The 22,224-nt window shown below is 60.7% G+C and carries 20 protein-coding genes and 1 riboswitch; of the genes, 10 read left to right on the top strand and 10 right to left on the bottom strand.

Annotated elements, in window-relative coordinates; all coding sequences use genetic code 11:
• Positions 1–26: 26 nt before the first annotated feature.
• From OC605_RS05915 to ahcY, 3 genes are all read right to left on the bottom strand, one after another.
• Positions 27–1,109, bottom strand: coding sequence for a hypothetical protein (locus tag OC605_RS05915; RefSeq protein WP_262136492.1), 1,083 nt, complete (start codon positions 1,107–1,109; stop codon positions 27–29).
• A gap of 77 nt (positions 1,110–1,186) precedes the next feature.
• The gene (gene metF / locus OC605_RS05910; RefSeq protein ID WP_056786871.1) at positions 1,187–2,032 is read right to left on the bottom strand and encodes a methylenetetrahydrofolate reductase [NAD(P)H]; all 846 of its coding nucleotides are present in this window, start codon (positions 2,030–2,032) and stop codon (positions 1,187–1,189) included.
• A gap of 187 nt (positions 2,033–2,219) precedes the next feature.
• A complete protein-coding gene (gene ahcY, locus OC605_RS05905) occupies positions 2,220–3,629 on the bottom strand; it encodes an adenosylhomocysteinase (protein ID WP_039757587.1) in 1,410 nt (469 codons plus the stop codon).
• Positions 3,630–3,652: 23 nt separating this feature from the next.
• A riboswitch (S-adenosyl-L-homocysteine riboswitch) is annotated at positions 3,653–3,751 on the bottom strand.
• Between the two features lie 198 nt (positions 3,752–3,949).
• Here ahcY and OC605_RS05900 point away from each other — a divergent pair.
• Both OC605_RS05900 and OC605_RS05895 read left to right on the top strand, forming a co-directional pair.
• Entirely contained in the window at positions 3,950–4,354 is a 405-nt protein-coding gene (locus OC605_RS05900) for an acyl-CoA thioesterase (protein WP_016772772.1), read from the top strand.
• A 174-nt stretch (positions 4,355–4,528) separates the two neighbouring features.
• Complete coding sequence (locus OC605_RS05895) at positions 4,529–5,416, top strand: formate/nitrite transporter family protein (RefSeq protein WP_016772773.1); 888 nt, start codon at positions 4,529–4,531, stop codon at positions 5,414–5,416.
• Here OC605_RS05895 and OC605_RS05890 read toward each other — a convergent pair whose 3' ends face one another.
• Positions 5,417–6,682 carry a cation:proton antiporter gene (locus OC605_RS05890; protein ID WP_024014630.1) on the bottom strand — a complete coding sequence of 422 codons (1,266 nt, stop codon included), beginning with the start codon at positions 6,680–6,682 and terminating at the stop codon, positions 5,417–5,419.
• Positions 6,683–6,932: 250 nt separating this feature from the next.
• Entirely contained in the window at positions 6,933–8,102 is a 1,170-nt protein-coding gene (locus OC605_RS05885) for an MFS transporter (protein ID WP_262136491.1), read from the bottom strand.
• A gap of 332 nt (positions 8,103–8,434) precedes the next feature.
• Between OC605_RS05885 and OC605_RS05880 the strand changes: the two genes are divergently transcribed.
• Entirely contained in the window at positions 8,435–8,818 is a 384-nt protein-coding gene (locus OC605_RS05880; protein WP_122612379.1) for an MAPEG family protein, read from the top strand.
• 114 nt (positions 8,819–8,932) lie between these two features.
• Here the strand turns inward: OC605_RS05880 and OC605_RS05875 are convergent, their stop codons facing one another.
• Complete coding sequence (locus OC605_RS05875; RefSeq protein WP_024014627.1) at positions 8,933–10,117, bottom strand: murein transglycosylase A; 1,185 nt, start codon at positions 10,115–10,117, stop codon at positions 8,933–8,935.
• Between the two features lie 128 nt (positions 10,118–10,245).
• Between OC605_RS05875 and OC605_RS05870 the strand changes: the two genes are divergently transcribed.
• Positions 10,246–10,695, top strand: coding sequence for a c-type cytochrome (locus OC605_RS05870; protein ID WP_110644409.1), 450 nt, complete (start codon positions 10,246–10,248; stop codon positions 10,693–10,695).
• Positions 10,696–10,860: 165 nt separating this feature from the next.
• Here the strand turns inward: OC605_RS05870 and OC605_RS05865 are convergent, their stop codons facing one another.
• The 4 genes from OC605_RS05865 to OC605_RS05850 form a co-directional block, all read right to left on the bottom strand.
• Positions 10,861–11,256 carry a DUF1090 domain-containing protein gene (locus tag OC605_RS05865; protein WP_016772779.1) on the bottom strand — a complete coding sequence of 132 codons (396 nt, stop codon included), beginning with the start codon at positions 11,254–11,256 and terminating at the stop codon, positions 10,861–10,863.
• Positions 11,257–11,353: 97 nt separating this feature from the next.
• Positions 11,354–13,030, bottom strand: a complete 1,677-nt coding sequence (gene ligB, locus OC605_RS05860; RefSeq protein WP_262136490.1) for an NAD-dependent DNA ligase LigB — start codon at positions 13,028–13,030, stop codon at positions 11,354–11,356.
• Between the two features lie 222 nt (positions 13,031–13,252).
• Positions 13,253–14,443, bottom strand: coding sequence for a methionine adenosyltransferase (gene metK, locus OC605_RS05855; RefSeq protein ID WP_064365349.1), 1,191 nt, complete (start codon positions 14,441–14,443; stop codon positions 13,253–13,255).
• Between the two features lie 18 nt (positions 14,444–14,461).
• Complete coding sequence (locus OC605_RS05850; RefSeq protein ID WP_024014623.1) at positions 14,462–15,457, bottom strand: ArsR/SmtB family transcription factor; 996 nt, start codon at positions 15,455–15,457, stop codon at positions 14,462–14,464.
• Positions 15,458–15,716: 259 nt separating this feature from the next.
• On the opposite strand from OC605_RS05850, the gene tkt reads away from it, so the two are divergent.
• The 6 genes from tkt to fba all read left to right on the top strand — a co-directional run bounded on the left by tkt (position 15,717) and on the right by fba (position 22,083).
• On the top strand, positions 15,717–17,714 hold the full coding sequence (gene tkt, locus OC605_RS05845; RefSeq protein ID WP_262136489.1) for a transketolase: 1,998 nt from the start codon (positions 15,717–15,719) through the stop codon (positions 17,712–17,714).
• Positions 17,715–17,880: 166 nt separating this feature from the next.
• The gene (gene epd, locus OC605_RS05840) at positions 17,881–18,933 is read left to right on the top strand and encodes an erythrose-4-phosphate dehydrogenase (RefSeq protein WP_122602917.1); all 1,053 of its coding nucleotides are present in this window, start codon (positions 17,881–17,883) and stop codon (positions 18,931–18,933) included.
• Positions 18,934–18,945: 12 nt separating this feature from the next.
• On the top strand, positions 18,946–20,109 hold the full coding sequence (locus OC605_RS05835; protein WP_016772785.1) for a phosphoglycerate kinase: 1,164 nt from the start codon (positions 18,946–18,948) through the stop codon (positions 20,107–20,109).
• Between the two features lie 34 nt (positions 20,110–20,143).
• Entirely contained in the window at positions 20,144–20,365 is a 222-nt protein-coding gene (locus tag OC605_RS05830; protein ID WP_186569291.1) for a hypothetical protein, read from the top strand.
• 57 nt (positions 20,366–20,422) lie between these two features.
• Positions 20,423–20,755: an MliC family protein gene (locus tag OC605_RS05825; RefSeq protein ID WP_071173874.1), complete on the top strand. Its 333-nt coding sequence runs from the start codon at positions 20,423–20,425 to the stop codon at positions 20,753–20,755.
• 263 nt (positions 20,756–21,018) lie between these two features.
• Positions 21,019–22,083 carry a class II fructose-bisphosphate aldolase gene (fba, locus tag OC605_RS05820; RefSeq protein WP_008081027.1) on the top strand — a complete coding sequence of 355 codons (1,065 nt, stop codon included), beginning with the start codon at positions 21,019–21,021 and terminating at the stop codon, positions 22,081–22,083.
• The last annotated feature ends 141 nt before the right edge of the window (positions 22,084–22,224 follow it).

The following is a 22,224-nucleotide window of genomic DNA, read 5'->3' as shown; positions in this document are numbered from 1 at the left end:
CCCCAGGCGCAATGGCCGCCATGGTCTTATTTGCTCGAGGTTTTCAGCAGGTGTTTATGAACCTTGGCGTGGCGCGCACCGAGAATCCGCTTGACCAGACCACGACTGAACCAGTCCCTGAGCAAGTGCTTGCAGACCGGCTTGCCGATGCGTTGCTGCTGGTTTTCCAGCGCCTTGTCCCACCAGACCGGTGCACACGCCTGATCGAACTCGTTGGGGTGGTCATAGCAACCGTAAAGGATTTCGCGAATGAACTGACGCAGATGTGCCGGCAGCAGCAGCGTGATGAGCTTGTAGAACATTCGCTGCAGTCGCGGCGGTCGAGGCAGTTGTGGTGACACACGCCGGGTGTCGTCCAGCGCAGCTTCGCCCGTCGGGTTGTCGCCATGTTTGGCGACCCAGGCCTGAACCTTGGCCCTGAACAGATGTTTGCGGCTCCAGTAATGGTGAATCAGATCCGGGCACTTGTTGACGTCCAGCGTGCGATAGGCGGCCACCGACAGGCAGAACTCTTCAAGGGTGTAGGCGCCCTGTGCCGACGGAAACAGCTCATCGATCAAGGCGATGGAGCGGTCGAGCACGTGTGCGTCCTGCCGGTGCAAGCCAATGACCCCGGAGTTGAGCAGGCGCATATGATCGTCAGTCAGGCCTTTGTCCAGCAGGGTTGCCGACAGCGTGCGGTAGAGCAGGCTCATCTTGTTGTCGCCATAGCGGGCGTAATAGTCGTTGCACAGCAGCGTGCCGGGCTGAACCCGCTCGAACAGTTTCAGCGGCGAGCAGTGGAAAAACGTATCGGTGTCGATCAGCAGCGCCGTTTCATGCTCTTCAAGTACCGAGCGCAACGCGACATGTTTGATGCGGAAATGATAACCGTGGGGCTCGCTCCATTTCTGGCGCGTTTCGGCGTCCAGCGGGCGAATGCGTACGGGGAGATGCTCGTAGGGTTGCGGATTGTCGCTGAAGACCTGGATATCGATCGCGGCATCCGGAGTCTCGCGCAACCACGCCAGAGCACTGGCGATGCTGAAAACAGCTTCCTGATGGTAGGTCTCGGCACCGAAAACCAGATAGACCAGTTGAGGGCGTGTTTTTGTTTGCGCGCAGATCATTGACGACAACATTCCATTTGGTGCTTTTCATTGAAAAGGCCCGGTAAGGGCCTTTTTTTATACCGCATGAAAAACCTTCAGCGCGGCAGCTTGAGGTTGTTCCAGATCGCCAGGCTAGGTTCGGCCTGGTTCATCGAGTAGAAGTGCAGCCCCGGTGCGCCGCCCTGCAGCAGGCGTTCGCACATTTCGCTGACGACTTGTTCGCCAAAGCTTTGAATGCTTCGCGTGTCATCGCCGTAGGCTTCCAGTTGCTTGCGGATCCAGCGCGGAATTTCCGCACCGCAGGCATCGGAGAAGCGCGCGAGTTTGCTGTAGTTGGTGATTGGCATGATCCCCGGCACGATCGGCAGATCCACGCCCAGCGCCTGCAAACGGTCGACGAAGTAGAAGTAGCTGTCGGCGTTGAAGAAGTACTGGGTGATCGCGCTGTCGGCACCGGCCTTGGCCTTGCGCACGAAGTTGGCGAGATCGTCTTCGTAGTTGCGCGCTTGCGGATGCATCTCCGGGTAAGCGGCGACTTCGATGTGGAAATGATCGGCGGTTTCTTCACGAATGAATTCCACCAGTTCATTGGCGTGACGCAGCTCACCGCTGGTCATGCCCATGCCGGACGGCAGGTCGCCACGCAGGGCAACGATGCGCTTGATGCCGGCAGCCTTGTATTCGTTCAGCAGGCCGCGCAGGTCGTCCTTGCTGTCACCAACGCACGACAGGTGCGGAGCGGCGGGAACTTTGACTTCGCTTTCCAGCTGCAGCACGGTGTTGAGCGTGCGATCACGGGTCGAACCGCCAGCGCCGTAGGTGCAGGAAAAGAAATCCGGGTTGTAGGTGGCCAACTGACGGGCAGTGGCAAGCAGCTTTTCTTGCCCGGCATCGGTCTTGGTCGGGAAAAACTCGAAGCTGTAGCGACGGTCTTGGGACATTGGAGGGGACCTCCAGCTGCAAGCTGCAAGCTTCAAGCTGCAAGAGCAGCGGAGGTGCGCTGATCTCTTGTGCTTGAAGCTTGCGGCCTGACGCTGTTTTGAAATAGTGGCAGAGACTCAAGCTACGTACGACAAACTCGGCTTTTGACCTTACTTGCCGCTTGTAGCTTGAAGCTCCCAGCTGCTCTTAGTACCGGTAGGCGTGCGGCTTGAACGGACCTTCGACAGTAACGCCGATGTAGTCAGCCTGTTGCTTGGTCAGTTGGGTGACCACGCCGCCGAAGCCGCGAACCATTTCCAGGGCCACTTCTTCGTCGAGTTTCTTCGGCAGTACTTCAACGGTCAGACGCTCGGCTTTCTGTGCTGGCGACAGGTCGGCGTATTTCTGGCCGAACAGGAAGATCTGTGCCAGAACCTGGTTGGCGAACGAACCGTCCATGATGCGGCTCGGGTGACCGGTGGCGTTGCCCAGGTTCACCAGACGGCCTTCGGCCAGCAGGATCAGGTAGTCGTCGTTCTGTGGATCGAAGCTGCCAGCGCCGGTGCGGTGAACCTTGTGCACCTGTGGCTTCACTTCTTCCCATGCCCAGTTCTTGCGCATGAAAGCGGTGTCGATTTCGTTGTCGAAGTGACCGATGTTGCAGACAACGGCGCGCTTCTTCAGGGCTTTGAGCATGTTCGCGTCGCAAACATTGACGTTACCGGTGGTGGTCACGATCAGGTCGATCTTGCCCAGCAGTGCTTTGTCGATGCTCGCTTCGGAACCGTCGTTGATACCGTCGATGAACGGCGAAACCAGTTCGAAACCGTCCATGCAGGCTTGCATGGCGCAGATCGGGTCGACTTCCGACACTTTGACGATCATGCCTTCCTGACGCAGGGACTGGGCCGAGCCCTTGCCCACGTCACCGTAACCGATGACCAGCGCTTGCTTGCCGGACAGCAGGTGGTCGGTGCCGCGCTTGATCGCATCGTTCAGGCTGTGACGGCAGCCGTACTTGTTGTCGTTCTTGGACTTGGTCACCGAGTCGTTGACGTTGATCGCCGGGATCTTCAGCTCGCCCTTGGCCAGCATGTCCAGCAGACGGTGTACGCCAGTGGTGGTTTCTTCGGTCACGCCGTGAACGCGATCCAGCACTTGCGGGTATTTCTTGTGCAGCAGCTCGGTCAAGTCGCCGCCGTCGTCGAGGATCATGTTGGCGTCCCATGGCTGGCCATCCTTGAGGATGGTCTGCTCCAGGCACCACTCGTACTCTTCTTCAGTCTCGCCTTTCCAGGCGAACACCGGGATACCGGCAGCAGCGATAGCGGCAGCGGCCTGATCCTGAGTGGAGAAAATGTTGCAGGACGACCAGCGTACTTCGGCACCCAGGGCAACCAGGGTTTCGATCAGCACGGCGGTCTGAATGGTCATGTGGATGCAGCCGAGGATTTTTGCGCCCTTGAGCGGCTGCTCGGAAGCGTATTTGCGGCGCAGACCCATCAGGGCAGGCATTTCCGATTCGGCGATGATGGTTTCGCGACGGCCCCAGGCAGCCAGGGACATGTCGGCAACTTTGTAATCGGTAAAATCGGCAGGCGTGTTGACAGCGCTCATGAAGAGCCTCCATTCGTAATGTATGCGAATGGGCGCCGTTGTGCGTTTAGTGTCCGGCGCAGGCCGGTCAACGCCCCATCCGAGCCTGACAGGTCGAACCTGCTGCAGCGCCCCTCGGACAGGTGGCGGGAAAACGGTAGCCAGTGAACGTTACCGTTTTTTGAAACGGGGGCGATTATAGCCGCCCGGGCTGATCTTCCAAAGGGTTTCTGTCGGCCAGATGAAGATAGCCAATGGCGACCATAGTCGCAGCTGCCTGGAGCCTGACTGAGCAGTCTGCCAAGATGGGCGCATCTTTCGGCAAGCGCTCAGGAGTGAACATGAATTTCCACACCCGCAAATGGGTTAAACCCGAAGACCTCAACCCCAACGGCACCCTGTTCGGCGGCAGCCTGCTGCGCTGGATCGATGAAGAAGCGGCGATCTACGCCATCGTGCAACTGGGCAACCAGCGTGTGGTGACCAAGTACATCTCGGAAATCAACTTCGTCAGCGCCTCGCGCCAGGGCGACATCATCGAACTGGGCATCACCGCCACCGAATTCGGCCGCACCTCGATCACCCTGACCTGCGAAGTGCGCAACAAGATCACCCGCAAGAGCATCCTGACCGTCGAGAAGATGGTGTTCGTCAACCTCGGCGAAGACGGCCTGCCGGCGCCGCACGGGCGGACCGAGATCAAATACGTGAAAGACCAGTTCAAGGATGACGAAGCTGTTCAATAAGATCGGCGGCGCATTCTTCGCGAGCAGGCTCGCTCCCACAGGTACAGCGTGATCCTTGTGGGAGCGAGCCTGCTCGCGAAAGCGGTTGCCAATTCAGCGGAGATTCGCCTGGCCACTGAACAGCCATGAAGCGCAACGGTCGTAGCTACATCGCCCCCCACCGGTTGCCACGCCATGACCACCCCCACCAGCGACAAGACCCCCGACCTCTCGGCCAAGGAGCAGCACGAAGTCGAGAAGAGCCAGCCGCCGCGCGCGGCCGTTCTGCATGAAATCATCCGCACTCAGGGCGACCAGGAACTGGAGCGCAGCATTGCCGCGCTGTGGTGGTCGGCGCTGGCGGCAGGATTGACCATGGGCCTGTCGCTGATGGGCATGGGATTGCTCAATTCGCGCCTGCCCGATGGCGACGAATTCAAGGTGATCGCCAGTTTCGGCTACTGCGCCGGTTTCCTCGCGGTCATCCTCGCGCGCCAGCAACTCTTTACCGAAAACACCCTGACCGCCGTGCTGCCGGTGATGACCAGGCCGACGCTGAAGAATTTCCTGCGCCTGATCCGTCTGTGGACAGTGGTATTGGTCGGCAACCTCTGCGGGACGATTCTGGTGGCGTACGTGATGCTGGAACTGCCGATTTTCGACAGCAAGACCGACGTCGCCTTCCTCGAGATCGGCCGCAAGGTCATGGAACACAGCGCCAGTCAGATGTTCGCCAAGGGCATCGTCTCCGGCTGGATGATCGCCACCATGGTCTGGATGATCCCGTCCATGGAGAGCGCGAAGATGTGGATCATCATCCTCATCACCTACTTCATGGCGCTGGGCGACTTCACCCACATCGTCGTCGGATCGGCGGAAGTGTCGTATCTGGTGTTTGCCGGCGAGTTGCCGTGGAGTGATTTCTGGGCGGTGTTCGCCGGGCCGACGCTGGCGGGGAACATCATTGGCGGCAGCTTCATCTTCGCGCTGATCAGCCATGCGCAGATTCGCAGTGAAAGCGGTGCGCCGAAGGAATCTGCGGATCAGGCTGTTAAGCCCGATCCGCAGTCGATCAAGAAATGATCAGTGGTGGGCTGGCTCAGCCACGCTGGCCGGCTCATTACGCGTCGCGTGCTTGACCAGTTTGCCGATGGTCAGGCCCTGCAGCAGGATCGACGACAGCACAACGATGTAGGTGATGCTCAGCAGCAGGTCGCGTTCCGGGCCCAGCGGCAGGGCCAGCGCCAGGGCCACCGACACACCGCCGCGCAAACCGCCCCAAGTGAGGATGCGGATGGTGCCGGCCGGCACTGAGCGCCAGCGCCGCAGCAGCAGGATCGCCGGCGCCACGGTAAGCAGGCGCGACAACAGAATCGCCACCGCCAGCAGACCTGCGGCGGCCATGTGCAGCCAGTTGAACGGCAGCAGCAACAGTTCCATGCCGATCAGCGCAAACAGCAGCGCGTTGAGCATGTCATCGAGCAATTCCCAGAAGCCGTCCAGATAACGCCGGGTCATGTCGTTCATTGCCAGATTGCGCCCCAGGTTGCCGATGATCAGGCCGGCCACCACCATTGCAATCGGTGCCGAGACGTGCAGTTCGGTGGACATCGCCGAACCGCCGATCACCAGGGCCAGGGTCAGCATGACGGTGATCTGGTGCTGCTCGACGCTTTTGATCATCCGATAGACCAGATAACCGATCAGCCCGCCGAACAACACGCCGCCGATCGCCTCATGGACGAAGAGCATGGCCGTGGCGCTGACGGTCGGGGTTTCGCCCAGTTGCGCGATGCCCAGCAGCACGGTGAAGACCACCACCGCCGTGCCGTCGTTGAACAGTGATTCGCCGACGATGGTGGTTTTCAGTGGTTTCGAAGCGTTGGCGGTACGCAGTACGCCGAGCACGGCAATCGGGTCGGTCGGTGAGATCAGCGCGCCGAACAACAGGCAGTAGAGGAAACTCACATGCCAGCCGAACAGGGCAAAAATGTAGAAGGCCAGGCTGCCGATCACCACGGTGGCGATCAACACGCCGAAGGTGGCCAGCAGGCCGATCGGCCAGCGGTAGCTGCGCAAATCATTGAGGTTGACGTGCAGGGCGCCGGCGAACAGCAGGAACGAGAGCATCCAGTTCATCAGCAGATCGCCGAAATCGATCTGGCCGATCAGTTGCTGCACGCGGTCTTCGAGGCCGGGAAAGCCGAGGACGCTGAGGCCTTGCAGGAGCAGTGAGAACAGCAGGGCGGTAACCATCACGCCGATGGTCGGCGGCAGGCCGATAAAGCGGAAATTGACGAAGGTCAGGAGGGTGGTGAGGCAGATGAAAGCGGCGACGAGTTCAAGCATCCGGGGTCCTTTGGATGGAGAGTGAATGGAGCGCGACCGGAGGTTGGACGCAGGGGTTTGATGGGCAAACAGCGACATGGGACACACCACAGTTCATTGTGGCGAGGGGATTTATCCCCGCTCGGCGGCGAAGCCGTCGCAATCGGGCTTATCGATTATTTCTGACAAAACCCGATTGAAGGTTTTTGGGGCTACTGCGCAGCCCAACGGGGATAAATCCCCTCGCCACAGGTAGTCAGTCGCAGAGGTCTCAGCCAGACACATTGACCGCACTCGCCCGCCGACGTTGCAGGTAAATGAACAACAGCGCCGTCAGCACCGTCAGCACGCCGACCAGCGCCCCGGTCCACGGCAGGTCCGCCAGATCCGCGCCGCTGGCAACCACCAGCCCGCCAATCCAGGCACCTGCTGCGTTGCCCAGATTGAACGCGCTCTGGTTCAGCGTCGAACCCAGATTCGGCGCTTCGTGCGCCTGATCGATGATCAACAGCTGCAGAATCGGGCACAGCGCAAAGGCGAAAATTCCCCACAGCACCAAGGTAATCGCCGCCGGAATCACCGCACGGCTGGTCTGGCTGAATGCCGCGAGAATCACCACAACTGCCAGTGCCACGCCGACCAGTGACGGCAGCAAGCGGCTATCAGCCAGGCGCCCGCCGAGCATGCTTCCCGCTGTCAGGCCGACGCCGAACAACAGCAGCATCACCGTCACGCCGTGGGGGCTGACGCCAGTGATGTCTTGCAGGATCGGTGCGATATACGTGAACACGCTGAACAGGCTGGTCGAGGTCAGCACGCTCATGCCCAGCGCCAGCAGCACGTTGGCCTTGCCCAGCACTTTGAATTCGCTGGCGAGATTGGCCTTGTCCATCGCGATGTGTTTCGGCAACCACAACCATTGCGCCAACGCCGCCACAATGCCAATCACCGACACCGCCCAGAAGGTCGAGCGCCAGCCAGCGTATTGGCCCAGCGCTGTGCCGAGTGGCACGCCAAGCACGTTGGCCAGTGTCAGGCCGGTGAACATCATGGCAATCGCCTGCGCACGTTTGTTCGGCGCAACCAGCCCGGCAGCAACCACCGAGCCAATGCCGAAAAACGCCCCGTGACACAGCGCCGTAACCACCCGCGCCGCCATCAGCGTCGCGTAGTTGGGTGCCAGCGCGCAGAGCACGTTGCCGAGGATGAACATCAGCGTCATGCCCAGCAGTGTCGCTTTGCGCGGCATATTGGCGGTGCCGATCGCCAGGATCGGTGCGCCGAACACCACGCCCAGGGCGTAACCGGTGATCAGCAGCCCGGCGTGAGGAATGCTCACCGCCAGATCGCGGGCGACGTCGGGCAGCAGGCCCATGATGACGAATTCGGTAGTGCCGATGCCGAACGCGGCAACGGCGAGTGCAAGCAAAGCGAGGGGCATGCGCAAGGTCTCTGTCGGTAGTCTTGACGCTTTGATCAGGCATACGCGTGCCAGCGACCGTTTTCGAAGAAAGCGGAGCAGGCAGCTTTTATTGGAATTTTTTGGTGTGCAGCTGAGTACGGCGTGGTGGGTTGCAGTATAAACAGCTGCTGACACATGACGAATCAATAATCTGAGTAATCGACGGCGCGCTGGAAGTGCCTTGTTATATCCAGCTGAAAGAACCTTTCTGCCGGGCGCGGCTCTTAGCCTGTGGGCAGGTGCTGATCGGCATGCTGGTGATGAATTTCTGATCGCTCGCCAATTTCTCCAATCGAAAAAAGGACGACGTTATGACAGTGGCTCTGTGGTGTGTGTTGGTCGCGATTTTCCTGCCGTACGTATGCACGATCGTGGCGAAGGCCACCGGCGGTTTCCGCCTCAAGGACAATTATGATCCACGGGACTTTCTCGACAGCGTCGATGGCGTCGCCCGTCGCGCCCACGCCGCGCAACTGAACAGCTTTGAAGTAACGCCTGCGTTTGCCGCTGCGGTGATCGTTGCGCACCTGGTCGGCACTGCGCAGCTGGTGACGGTCAATGTGCTGGCCGTGCTGTTTATCACCAGTCGCCTGCTGTACATCATCTGCTACCTGGCTGACTGGGCTGCACTGCGTTCGGTGGTGTGGTTTATCGGGATGGGGCTGATTGCTTCGTTCTTCTTTGTGTCGATCTGATTATCGGCTATTGCTGCCGGCCTCTTCGCGAGCAGGCTCGCTCCCACATGGAAATGCATTTCAGATGTGGGAGCGAGCGTGCTCGCGAAAGCGATGGATCAGACTACGAAGAACCTAAGACTTTTGCTTCGGTGTATCCGCCACCTGCGGCACTTGCGGCAACTCTTGTCCTTTAGGCCAGAGCATCCAGATCTGCCCCTGCTGCTTCATGTCCCCGGCCAGTTGCCCGGCCGCATCACCCGTGCCCCAGAACAGATCCGCGCGCACCTCACCGGCAATCGCGCCGCCGGTATCCTGCGCCGCGACCGGGCGCACCAGTGGGGTGCCATCCGGTTTGGTGGTCGACAGCCATAACAGACTGCCCAACGGAATGACCTTGCGATCCACCGCCGCGCTGTAGCCGGCGGTCAGCGGCACGTTCAGCGAGCCGCGTGGGCCTTCGTTGCTGTCCGGGTTGCGGGTGAAGAACACGTAGCTGGGGTTGCTGGCGAGCAGTTCCGGAATGCGCGTGGGGTTGGCCTTGGCCCAGTTGCTGATCGCGCTCATGGTCACGTCTTCTTTCTTCAGCTCGCCTTGCTCGACCAGCCAGCGACCGATCGGCCGGTACGGGTGGCCGTTCTGATCGGCGTAGGCGATGCGCAACTGTTTGCCGTCCTCGGTCTGGATCCGGCCCGAGCCCTGGATCTGTAGAAATTGCAGATTCATCGGGTCAGTCAGATAGGCGACCACTGGCGCTTTCACGCCTTTGGATTCAATGGTCGCCGCGTCGTCGTAAGGCTTGAGCACGCGACCTTCGAGGCGACCGCGCAGGCGCTTGCCCTTCAATTCCGGGTAAATGCTGTCGAGCGAGACGATGATCATGTCTTCCGGCACGCCGTACACCGGCACGTTCGCCGTTGCGGTGGGCGTCAGGCTGCCGGGGTACACCGGTTCGTAGTAGCCAGTGATCAGACCATTGGGGTTGTCATTCTCGGCGCGCAGGCCGTAGACATCGAGATTCTGCTTGAGGAATGCACGAATCTCGGCGGCGCTTTGCGGCACATTCACCGCCGCAGCGCAGGTCGGCCCCCAGACTGTGTCGGCTTTGAGTCGTGTGCAGGCGCTGCGCCACGAGCCGAAACCGGCGACCAGATCGCTGTCGGAGACCGCAGGCAACGCTTCCCAGGTCGCGCTCGAATAAGTGGCCAGCGCATGGGTTTTTGGTTTGGCGCTGTCGCCGCCTGTGCAACCGGCGAGGATGGCGAGCAGTGGAAGGGTGACGATAAGCGGGTGACGCCAGGCCGTGAAGCGGCTGTTCATGGAGTGATTCCTGTGCCGGTTGGCCGAGTGCTCCATGCGCTCGACCAACCCGTATTTTTAATAGGGCTATTGGTGTTTGGCGGTGAGCCGAGGATACTGGCCGCCGATTTCCGCGACCTGAAGCCACCATGACTCTGAAACCAGTTGCTGTTGTATTGCTGGCCTGCCTGACCTTGTCCGCCTGTGGCGGTGTCGACCCGAATTCGCCGCTGGGCCAGCGCAAGGCGATCTTCAAGCAGATGCTCAAGACCAGCGAAGACCTCGGCGGCATGTTGCGCGGGCGCATTGCCTTCGACGGGCCGAAATTTGCCGAGGGCGCAGTCAGACTTGATGCGTTGGCCCATGAGCCTTGGAAGCATTTTCCGCAGGTGCGCGAGGAAGATCACACCAGCGCCAAAGATGATGTCTGGCAGAAACAGGCGCGTTTTCAGGAACTGGCCCGCGCCCTCGAAGCGGCTACCGGTGAACTGGTGGTCGCCAGTCAGGTTCAGCCGTACAAGGCCAGCAATCTTGGGCCGGCAGTGCAGAAAGTTGAAGATGCCTGCAGTGCTTGCCATAAAGAGTTTCGCGATCATTGATTCCTGCAGCTGCTGAGTGCCTTGTGGCGAGGGGATTTATCCCCGATGGGCTGCGAAGCAGCCCCAAAACCATATAACCGAGTTTTTTCAGTCGGACCCAACTAGCCGAATGTGCGACGGCTTCGCCGCCGGACGGGGATAAATCCCCTCTACACAGGTCTTTGGTTACTTGTCGATCTCGTCCAGCGCTTCCTGCAGTTCCTTGCGCGACTCGGCGAGTTTTTCCTTGCGCTTGTTGATCTTCTCCGGATCGCCCTTCTTCATGGCCTTGTCGAGGTCCGCCTGACGCTGGCTCACCTCATGCTTGGCCTCAAGCACTTTGTTCTCACGTTCTTTTTTCAGCCCGGCGTCGGTGCAATGTTCGTTCACTTCACGCAGTGCGGTTTCCAGGCCTGCCTGCTGCTCCATGTTGCCGCGCGACTTGGCCTGTTCGATCTGATTGATGATGCCCTGCTTCTTGGCAGCGCAACCGGTCAGGCCCGGGCCGTCTTCTTCGGCCATGACCGGGGCGGCCATGACGCCGCAAAGAGTAAGCAGGGCGAGCGGTGCGAGAAATTTCATAAAAGCCCCATGTGCAAAGGCAATCGGGGTGGGAGGGCACTGCGCTGTTGGAGCGTCTGGCCGGCCGTTGGGTTCCCGCCGGGCGGGGATTGCAGGTTCAGAAGCCGTCGATTCCGGCGGCTTTCAGGGTTTCACTCAAAGCCAGTACCTGCGGGTCGCGAAAGAATGCGCTCAGTTGCGCCGCGCGTCCCGGGCCGATGCCGGCTTCTGCCTGCCATTGTTCAGTGTCGCGTTGTGCCAGGGCCTGCCACGAATCGTCCAGTTGTGCCTGTCCGGTCGGCGGCATGCCCAGCGCTTTCAACCATCGAGCGAACGGCCGTTGCCGCGCGCCCTCAAAACTCTGGATCAAACGTGCGCTGCTGCGCTCGCCGAGGCCGGCAATGTTAGCAAGCTCTGACGCATCGAGGGTCAGCCAATCCAGCAGGTGTTTCAGACGGCCTGTTTCCAAAAGTTTCTCCCAGGTGCCGCGACCGACATGCTGCATGGCCAGGCCCTGCTTGCCACTGAGCCAGGTCAGACGCGCGAGAAACTGGCTTTCACACCCCGGCGTCGGCTGCCAGCAGCTCAGGGCGTGGTAATCGCCGGCATCGGGAATGCTGATGTCTGCCCGTTCGCTGGTGCGCAGCACGACACTGTCGAGGCGCGGAATGGTCAGCCCGGCCAGACTGATTGCCACCTGATCGCCGGGACGGATGTCGAGGGTTTGCCAGCGCTTGAGCGAGCTGACGCTGACCCGTTTGATCTCGCGGTCATCGAGTCTGACCGGCAGCAGTTCCAGCACCGGCGTGATCCGCCCGGTGCGGCCGATCTTGAAATTGACCTTGCGCACCTCGGCCAATGCCTGGGCGAACGGGTATTTCCAGGCGATCGCCCAATAAGGTGCCTTGGCCTGCCAGCGTTCGGCAGGTGGCCGTTGGCTCTGACGCAGGACCACGCCGTCGCTGGCAAAGGGCAGGGGCGAGCGATACCAGTGCTCGCGCCATTGTTGCGCGTCTTCGAATCGGCTGACGGGCTGGGTATAGGGCTCGGTTGTGGCGAACCCCAATGTCTGAAGTTCGGACAATCTTTCCGGCAGCCGCACAGGAGCTTGCGGCCAGTCCCATACAAACAGACCGATCCCGGCGGCCTGTTCGGCATCCAGGGATTTGCGCCCCATCAGCCCGGCGACGGTGGCGCGGGCGTTGACGCTGCCGGACTGTGATTGAACATGGGCGTTCAGGCGCCAATAGAGTTCGCCTTGCACCAGCAGATCCCGTGGCTGCCTCAACCGTTGCGGAATGGCTGCAATCCTGCGCGCGGAAGTGGTCCAGTCCTGACCATTGACACCGTCGCCGCGGCTGATCGCCTGCTGCAATATTCCCTGGCGGTAGATCAGGGTGACAGCCACGCCGTCGACCTTGGGCTGCACCCAGACGTTCTGGCGATCGCGCAACCAGTGGGCGACGTCTTCGGCTTTGTGCAGCTTGTCCAGGCCGGTGTGGGCGATGGGGTGGGTGACCGGGCCGGACGCGGTGCGCAACGGCTGCGGGGATGAGGGTTGGTTGAAACAGGCTTGCCATTCTTTCAGCCGCAGCTGGGACTGGTCATAGAGTTCGTCGCTGATCAATGAGCGGCCTTCGCGGTGATAGGCGTCGTCCCATTGGTCGATCTGGTTTTGCAGGGTGGTGATTTCGCGTTGGGCTTGGGAAAGATCCCAGTTCGGGCAGTTGGCTTGGCTGACGAGGGTGATGAGTGCCAGCAGGAAGGCCAGCAACAGGCGCAGTGTGAAGAGCATTGTGAGCGTCCTTGCTCGGGGGGTGATGCTTGAAGGGTAGGTGAGGATCTGAAGAACGCTGCGCGGCTTTTTTGCGAACTGTTTCGGGGCAGGGGAACTGGTGTTGCCGGGGCGGGCGCCTGCGCGAGCAGGCTCACTCCCACAGGGATCTCAAAAAATCTGTCAGGCATGAAAAAGCCCCGCACGGCGCAAACCGTACGGGGCTTTCATGCAGCCAGGGGGTTACAGGCCAGCGGCAGAACGCAGGGCGTCGGCGCGGTCGGTTTTTTCCCAGGTGAACGTGGTGAAGCTGTCTTCGCCAACGGTCTTGGTCTGCGGCGCACGACCGAAGTGGCCGTAGGCTGCGGTTTCCTGATACATCGGGTGCAGCAGGTCGAGCATGGTGGTGATTGCGTATGGACGCAGGTCGAACACTTCACGCACCAGTTTGATGATCTTGTCATCGCTGACCTTGCCGGTGCCGAAGGTGTTCAGCGAGATCGACGTAGGCTGGGCCACACCGATCGCGTAGGAAACCTGAATCTCGCAACGCTCGGCCAGGCCGGCCGCAACGATGTTCTTGGCCACGTAACGGCCAGCGTAGGCAGCCGAACGGTCAACCTTCGATGGATCCTTGCCGGAGAACGCGCCGCCGCCGTGACGGGCCATGCCGCCGTAGCTGTCGACGATGATCTTGCGACCGGTCAGACCGCAGTCACCTACCGGGCCGCCAATGATGAACTGGCCGGTCGGGTTGATGTGGAACTGGGTGTCCTTGCTCAGCAGTTCGGCAGGCAGTACGTGCTTGACGATCAGCTCCATCACGCCTTCGCGCAGGTCTTTGTACGACACTTCCGGGTTGTGCTGGGTCGACAGCACCACAGCGTCGATGCCGACAACCTTGCCGCCTTCGTAACGGCAGGTCACTTGCGACTTGGCATCCGGACGCAGCCAAGGCAGCAGGCCCGACTTGCGTGCTTCAGCCTGACGCTGCACCAGCTGGTGCGAGAAGGTGATGGGCGCTGGCATCAGCACGTCGGTTTCGTTGCTGGCGTAGCCGAACATCAGGCCCTGGTCGCCGGCGCCCTGATCTTCAGGCTTGGCGCGGTCAACACCCTGATTGATGTCAGGGGACTGCTTGCCGATGATGTTCATCACGCCGCAGGTGGCGCCGTCGAAGCCGACTTCGGAGCTGGTGTAGCCGATGTCGCAAATCACGTCACGAACGATCTGCTCCAGGTCGACCCAGGCGCTGGTGGTCACTTCACCGGCAACGATGGCCACGCCGGTCTTGACCAGAGTTTCCACGGCCACGCGAGCGTGTTTGTCCTGGGCAATAATGGCGTCCAGCACCGCATCGGAAATCTGGTCGGCGATTTTGTCCGGATGTCCTTCAGACACGGACTCGGAGGTGAAGAGGGAGTATTCGCTCATCTCGATGTTTTCCTGAATTTACCGATGGTGAGTGTCGCCAGCCGGTCGCTGAAAATGGCGGACCTGGATCTGGAAACCATTACGTAAGCCTACATAGAGGCTTTCCCCGGGAACGAGTCCCGCAGCGGTGGCCCAACGGGCCAGATCGTCCTGTTCAAACCCCAACCAGAGATCACCGCAGGCCTCCCTGGCCCAACTCTGGTTGTGGCTACATAACTCTGTCACGAGCAGGCTACCGCCCGGTTGCAGCAAGTCGGCCATGTGCCTGAGCGCATCGGCCGGGGCGGCGAAATGGTGCAGGACCATGTTCAACACCACGCAATCGGCTTGAAGGCTTGTGCCGTTCAATGCATCGGCCAATTGCAGGCTGACGTTAGCCAACTGTTCACGTTCACATACCTGACGCGCCAGTTCGAGCATCGCCGGGCTGTTGTCCAGCGCGGTTACGGTGCCGAAGCGACGGGCCAGTTCCGGCAGAAAAGCACCATCGCCGGGGCCGACTTCAATGGCCGTGGCTGCACCATCGAAGTTCAGTTTGTCGAGCAGGGCCAGCACGCTGTCACGGTACTGCGGCAGGCCTGCGATCAAATCCTGCTGGGCACGGAATTTTTCCGCGACCCGGGCGAAAAAGTCCCGGCTGGCGGCGGCACGCTGGCCGTGAACCTGCTCGATGCGTGCTTGCACTTCATCAGGCAGATCCAGATTGTCGACTTCTTCCAGCAATGCCGCGTGCAGCTTGCCGCCGAGCAATTCGCTGTGGGGCAGGGCGCGACGATAAAAAATCGCGTTGCCCTCACGGCGGGTCGCCACCAGATCGGCCTGCGCCAGCACTTTGAGGTGGTGACTCATGCCCGACTGGCCGATGCCGAAAATCTGCGCCAGCTCCAGCACGCCAAACGAATCGTTGGCCAGCGCGCGCAATACATTCAGCCGCAGCGGATCGCCGCCGGCCTTGCACAGGGCCGCCAGCTCGTCGCAATCGTCATGGCGAATGGAAGGCACGCGTAAGTTCATAGGGCTGGCAGTCTAGAGACGGGGGCAAGGCACCGCAAGGCCAATATCAAAAAGTTTTGATATTGCTCGATAAATGGCACTTCTCAGCGCACGGCAGTCTCTACAAACGAATAGCGGAAAGGTTTCACCAAGCGAAACCTGTGCTATCGATTGGAAAAACGCCTGCCGATGACTATCTGTCATTGCCCCGAGGCGCATGGGTGAGGGAAAATGCCCTCCTTTTTTCCGTTTCAGTCTATTCACACCCAGGAGATCAGCGATGCCTAGCCGTCGTGAGCGTGCCAACGCCATTCGTGCCCTCAGCATGGATGCCGTGCAAAAAGCCAACAGCGGCCATCCCGGTGCCCCTATGGGTATGGCAGATATTGCCGAAGTGCTGTGGCGCGACTACCTCAAGCACAACCCGAGCAACCCGTCGTTCGCCGACCGTGACCGCTTCGTGCTGTCCAACGGCCACGGCTCGATGTTGATCTACTCGCTGCTGCACCTGACCGGCTACGACCTGTCGATCGACGACCTCAAGCAGTTCCGTCAACTGCACAGCCGCACTCCAGGCCACCCGGAATTCGGTTACACCCCGGGCGTCGAAACCACCACCGGCCCGCTGGGTCAGGGTCTGGCCAACGCCGTCGGTTTCGCCTTGGCGGAAAAAGTCATGGGCGCGCAGTTCAACCGTCCCGGCCACAACATCGTTGACCACCACACCTACGTGTTCCTCGGTGATGGCTGCATGATGGAAGGCATTTCCCACGAAGTCGCTTCCCTGGCCGGCACGCTGGGCCTGGGCAAGCTGATTGCCTTCTACGATGACAACGGCATTTCCATCGACGGTGAAGTCGAAGGCTGGTTCACCGATGACACGCCGAAGCGTTTCGAAGCCTACAACTGGCAGGTGATCCGCAACGTCGACGGCCATGATCCGGAAGAGATCAAGACCGCCATCGAAACCGCGCGCAAGAGCGCTCAACCGACGCTGATCTGCTGCAAGACCACCATCGGTTTCGGTTCGCCGAACAAGCAGGGCAAGGAAGATTGCCACGGCGCCCCACTGGGTGACGCGGAAATCGCCCTGACCCGTGAGGCGCTGAACTGGAACCACGGCCCGTTCGAAATCCCGGCCGACATCTATGCCGAGTGGGACGCCAAAGAAGCTGGTCGCGCGGTCGAAGCCGAGTGGGATCAGCGCTTCGCCGCTTACTCCGCTGCATTCCCGACTGAAGCCAACGAGCTGATCCGTCGTCTGAGCGGCGAACTGCCGGCCGATTTCTCGGAAAAAGCCTCGGCCTACATCGCCGAAGTCGCGGCCAAGGGCGAAACCATCGCCAGCCGCAAAGCCAGCCAGAACACCCTCAATGCTTTCGGCCCGCTGCTGCCGGAAATGCTCGGCGGTTCGGCTGACCTTGCCGGCTCCAACCTGACCCTGTGGAAAGGCTGCAAAGGCGTCAGCGCTGAAGATGCCAGCGGCAACTACATGTACTACGGCGTGCGCGAGTTCGGCATGACCGCGATCATGAACGGCGTCGCCCTGCACGGCGGTCTGGTGCCTTACGGCGCGACGTTCCTGATGTTCATGGAATACGCACGCAACGCCGTACGCATGTCGGCTTTGATGAAGAAGCGCGTGATCCACGTCTACACCCACGACTCCATCGGTCTGGGCGAAGACGGCCCGACGCACCAGCCGATCGAGCAATTGACCAGCCTGCGCAGCACGCCGAACCTCGACACCTGGCGCCCAGCCGATGCCGTGGAATCGGCAGTGGCCTGGAAAAACGCTCTGGAGCGCAAGGACGGCCCGTCGGCGCTGATCTTCTCGCGGCAGAACCTGCAGCACCAGGAACGCGATGCTGGCCAGATTGCCAACATCAGCCGAGGCGGTTATGTGCTCAAGGACTGCGCAGGCGAGCCTGAGCTGATCCTGATCGCCACCGGTTCGGAAGTTGGTCTGGCGGTTCAAGCCTTCGACAAACTGACCGAGCAGGGCCGCAAGGTTCGCGTGGTCTCCATGCCGTGCACCAGCGCGTTCGATGCTCAGGATGCGGAGTACAAGCAGTCGGTTCTGCCGTTGCAGGTCAGTGCACGTATCGCCATCGAAGCGGCCCACGCCGACTTCTGGTTCAAGTACGTGGGTCTGGAAGGTCGCGTGGTCGGCATGACCACCTACGGTGAGTCGGCGCCGGCTTCGGCATTGTTCGAAGAGTTCGGCTTTACCCTGGAAAACATCCTCGGTCAGGCTGAAGAGCTGCTGGAAGACTAAATCTGACAGTTGTGTTGTCCGGGCTGACGCCTTCGCGAGCAGGTCGAGTCGTCGCACCGTCGCTCCCACATTGGAATGCATTTCCCTGTGGGAGCGAGCCTGCTCGCGAAAGCGTTGGTTCAGGCAACATCGCACTGCATGATTCACCACGGTAATCGAGAACCCCATGCCTCAACCGCGTCCCTACAAAGTTGCACTCAACGGCTACGGCCGCATTGGTCGTTGCGTCTTGCGGGCGTTGTTCGAGCGCGGCGCGCAGGCCGGGTTTGAAATTGTCGCGATCAACGATCTGGCCGACATGGCCAGCATCGAATACCTGACACGCTTCGACTCCACCCACGGCCGTTTTCCCGGCGAAGTGCGGGTTGAAGGCGATTGTCTGCATATCAATGGCGACTGCGTGAAGGTCTTGCGCAGTGCCACCCCCGAAGGCATCGATTGGGCGTCGCTGGGCGTCGATCTGGTGCTGGAATGCTCCGGCGCTTACCACACCCGTGCCGATGGCCAGCGGTTTCTCGACGCCGGCGCACCGCGCGTGCTGTTCTCGCAGCCGATGGCCAGCGAAGCGGATGTCGACGCCACCATCGTCTACGGCGTCAATCAGGACTGCCTGACCGGCGACGAACTGCTGGTGTCCAACGCCTCGTGCACCACCAACTGCGGCGTGCCGCTGCTACGTCTGCTCGATCAGGCGATCGGTCTGGATTACGTGTCGATCACCACCATTCACTCGGCAATGAACGATCAGCCGGTGATCGACGCCTATCATGACGAAGACCTGCGCCGCACGCGTTCGGCGTTCCAGTCGGTGATCCCGGTGTCCACTGGTCTGGCGCGTGGTATCGAGCGCCTGCTGCCGGAACTTGCCGGGCGAATTCAGGCCAAAGCCGTGCGCGTGCCGACAGTCAACGTGTCCTGCCTCGACATCACGATGCAGACCGCCACCGCGACTGACGCCAGTGAGGTCAACCGGATCCTGCGCGAAGCCGCCACCAGCGGCCCGCTCAAGGGCCTTTTGGCCTACACCGAGTTGCCGCACGCCAGCTGTGATTTCAACCATGACCCACATTCGGCCATCGTCGATGCCAGTCAGACCCGTGTTTCCGGACCCAAACTGGTGAACATCCTGGCCTGGTTCGACAACGAATGGGGTTTTGCCAACCGAATGCTGGACGTTGCAGACCACTATCTGCAAACAGCAACTTCAAAAAAACCGTAGGAAGTGCGACCCATGACCGTGTTGAAGATGTCCGACCTCGATCTGCAAGGTAAGCGCGTATTGATCCGCGAAGACCTCAACGTCCCCGTCAAGGACGGTGTTGTCACCAGCGACGCGCGCATCCTGGCTTCGCTGCCGACCATCAAGCTGGCCCTGGAAAAAGGCGCGGCAGTGATGGTCTGCTCGCACCTGGGCCGTCCTACCGAAGGCGAATTCTCCGCCGAAAACAGCCTGAAACCTGTCGCCGACTACCTGAGCAAAGCGCTGGGCCGTGAAGTGCCGCTGGTGGCTGATTACCTCGGCGGTGTCGAGGTCAAGGCCGGCGACATCGTGCTGTTCGAAAACGTGCGCTTCAACAAGGGCGAGAAAAAGAACGCCGACGACCTGGCCCAGCAATACGCGGCCCTGTGCGACGTGTTCGTGATGGATGCTTTCGGTACTGCTCACCGCGCCGAAGGTTCGACCCACGGTGTAGCGAAGTTCGCCAAAGTTGCCGCTGCCGGCCCGTTGCTGGCCGCTGAACTGGACGCACTGGGCAAAGCCCTGGGCGCACCGGCCAAGCCAATGGCGGCCATCGTCGCCGGCTCCAAGGTCTCGACCAAACTCGACGTGCTCAACAGCCTGAGCCAGATCTGCGATCAACTGATCGTCGGCGGCGGTATCGCCAACACCTTCCTCGCTGCCGCCGGCCACCCGGTCGGCAAGTCGCTGTATGAACCGGACCTGCTCGACACCGCCCGTGAAATCGCGGCGAAAGTCAGCGTGCCGTTGCCGGTTGACGTCGTGGTCGCCAAAGAATTTGCCGAAAGCGCTGAAGCGACTGTCAAGCTGATCGCTGACGTCGCCGCTGACGACATGATCCTCGACATCGGCCCGCAAACCGCGGCCAACTTCGCCGAGCTGCTGAAGTCGTCGAAAACCATTCTGTGGAACGGCCCGGTCGGCGTGTTCGAGTTCGATCAGTTCGGCAACGGCACCAAAGTGCTGGCCCAGGCCATTGCCGAAAGCTCGGCATTCTCCATTGCTGGCGGTGGCGACACCCTGGCGGCGATCGATAAATATGGCGTGGCTGAGCAAATCTCCTACATTTCCACCGGTGGTGGCGCGTTCCTCGAATTCGTCGAAGGCAAGGTGCTGCCTGCCGTTGAAGTCCTGGAAAGCCGGGCCAAGGCCTGAGGCCGCCCGTTTGGCCAGGCAAAGGAGTGTTCACATGGTCAAGTCGTTAGCGCTGTTGTTGCTGACCGGTACGCTGGCGGCCTGCGGGAGCACCCCGAAGGCTGACGCGACGCCAGCACCGAGCGAGCCGCAGAAGGGCTGTTACCAGGCCGACTGGCAGGCCGAAACCAACCCGGTGCTGAACAAGCGCTCGGGTCCGGACGGCCTGGACAAATACGAGACGCAAACCCCGGCCAAGGAACATGGTTGTCCTTGACGGGTCTGACTCTTTAACTCAGGGCTGGCGGCATGCGTCGTCAGTCGAGGAACACGGATGAAAGGCTTGATCGCCGTTGCGGCGTTGGCATTGTTGGGCGGTTGCGCGCAGTTGAACCTGTTTCAGTCGTCTGCCCCGGCAGACAACTGGACGACCTGGACCTGCGACAGTCAGGCCAAGGTGTTGTGGCGTTACGCCGATGCCGGCCAGAAGGAAGTCGACGTGCGCCTCGGCGGCGGTGATCAGGTCTATCGCCTGAAAGAAGAGCCGGGCGCCTCGGGCACGCTGTACAGCGATGGCATGCTGGCGTTTCACGTGAAGGGTGACGAGGGCCTGGTGTACTGGGTCGCCACCAATGACCTGATTGGCCGTGGTTGCAAGGCCGAGTAACACGATTGGATTGATGTACAGAGATCCAAATGTGGGAGCGAGCCTGCTCGCGAAAGCAATCTTGCCGTCGATGATGCAATGTCTGTCAGACCGCTTTCGCGAGCAGGCTCGCTCCCACAGGGGTTCTCTGTTGTTCACACAGTTTTGGTAACACCGAATCACCAGACCGGGCCTCAACCCCCGATCTGCATTAACTTGAATAGCCGCCGCCGCTCCGGCAGGCTGGCACGATCAACGACCCTCAACCGGGAGAGACACACACAATGGCACTTATCAGCATGCGCCAGATGCTGGACCACGCAGCCGAGTTCGGCTACGGCGTTCCAGCTTTCAACGTCAACAACCTTGAGCAGATGCGCGCCATCATGGAAGCCGCTGACAAGACTGACTCCCCGGTGATCGTCCAGGCTTCGGCCGGCGCCCGCAAATACGCCGGCGCACCATTCCTGCGTCACCTGATCCTGGCCGCGATCGAAGAATTCCCGCACATCCCGGTGTGCATGCACCAGGACCACGGCACCAGCCCTGACGTCTGCCAGCGTTCGATTCAACTGGGCTTCAGCTCGGTGATGATGGACGGCTCGCTGGGCGAAGACGGCAAGACCCCGACCGACTACGACTACAACGTCCGCGTTACCCAGCAAACCGTAGCCATGGCGCACGCCTGCGGCGTTTCGGTAGAAGGCGAGCTGGGCTGCCTGGGTTCGCTGGAAACCGGTATGGCCGGTGAAGAAGACGGCATCGGCGCCGAAGGCGTTCTGGATCACAGCCAGATGCTGACCGACCCGGAAGAAGCCGCTGACTTCGTCAAACGCACCCAGGTCGATGCCCTGGCCATCGCCATCGGCACCAGCCACGGCGCCTACAAGTTCACCAAGCCACCTACCGGCGACGTGCTGGCGATCGACCGCATCAAGGAAATCCACAAGCGCATCCCGAACACTCACCTGGTGATGCACGGTTCGTCCTCGGTGCCACAAGAATGGCTGGCGATCATCAACCAGTACGGCGGCGACATCAAAGAAACCTACGGCGTACCGGTTGAAGAAATCGTCGAAGGCATCAAGCACGGCGTGCGCAAGGTCAACATCGACACCGACCTGCGTCTGGCGTCCACCGGCGCAATGCGTCGCCTGATGGCCACCAACCCGAGCGAATTCGACCCACGTAAATTCTTCGGCGCCACTGTGACTGCAATGCGTGACGTATGTATCGCGCGTTATGAAGCGTTTGGTACTGCGGGTAATGCTTCGAAGATCAAACCGATCTCGCTGGAAGCGATGTACCAGCGTTATCTGAAGGGTGAGTTGAACGCGAAGGTCAACTGAGCCTGAGTGTTGAGCTGATTGAAAAGAAACCCGCCGAGACAGACTGTGTGAAAACGCACTGATGGTGGTTCCAGCAAACGCCCCGACTTGTTCGGGGCGTTTGCTTTTGTGCTCACAGCAAACGAAAAAAGGCGTTTCAGC

The organism is Pseudomonas sp. Marseille-Q5117 (assembly GCF_946901175.1).
GTDB lineage: Bacteria > Pseudomonadota > Gammaproteobacteria > Pseudomonadales > Pseudomonadaceae > Aquipseudomonas > Aquipseudomonas iranensis.
This window is presented reverse-complemented; position numbering and strand designations above follow the sequence as displayed.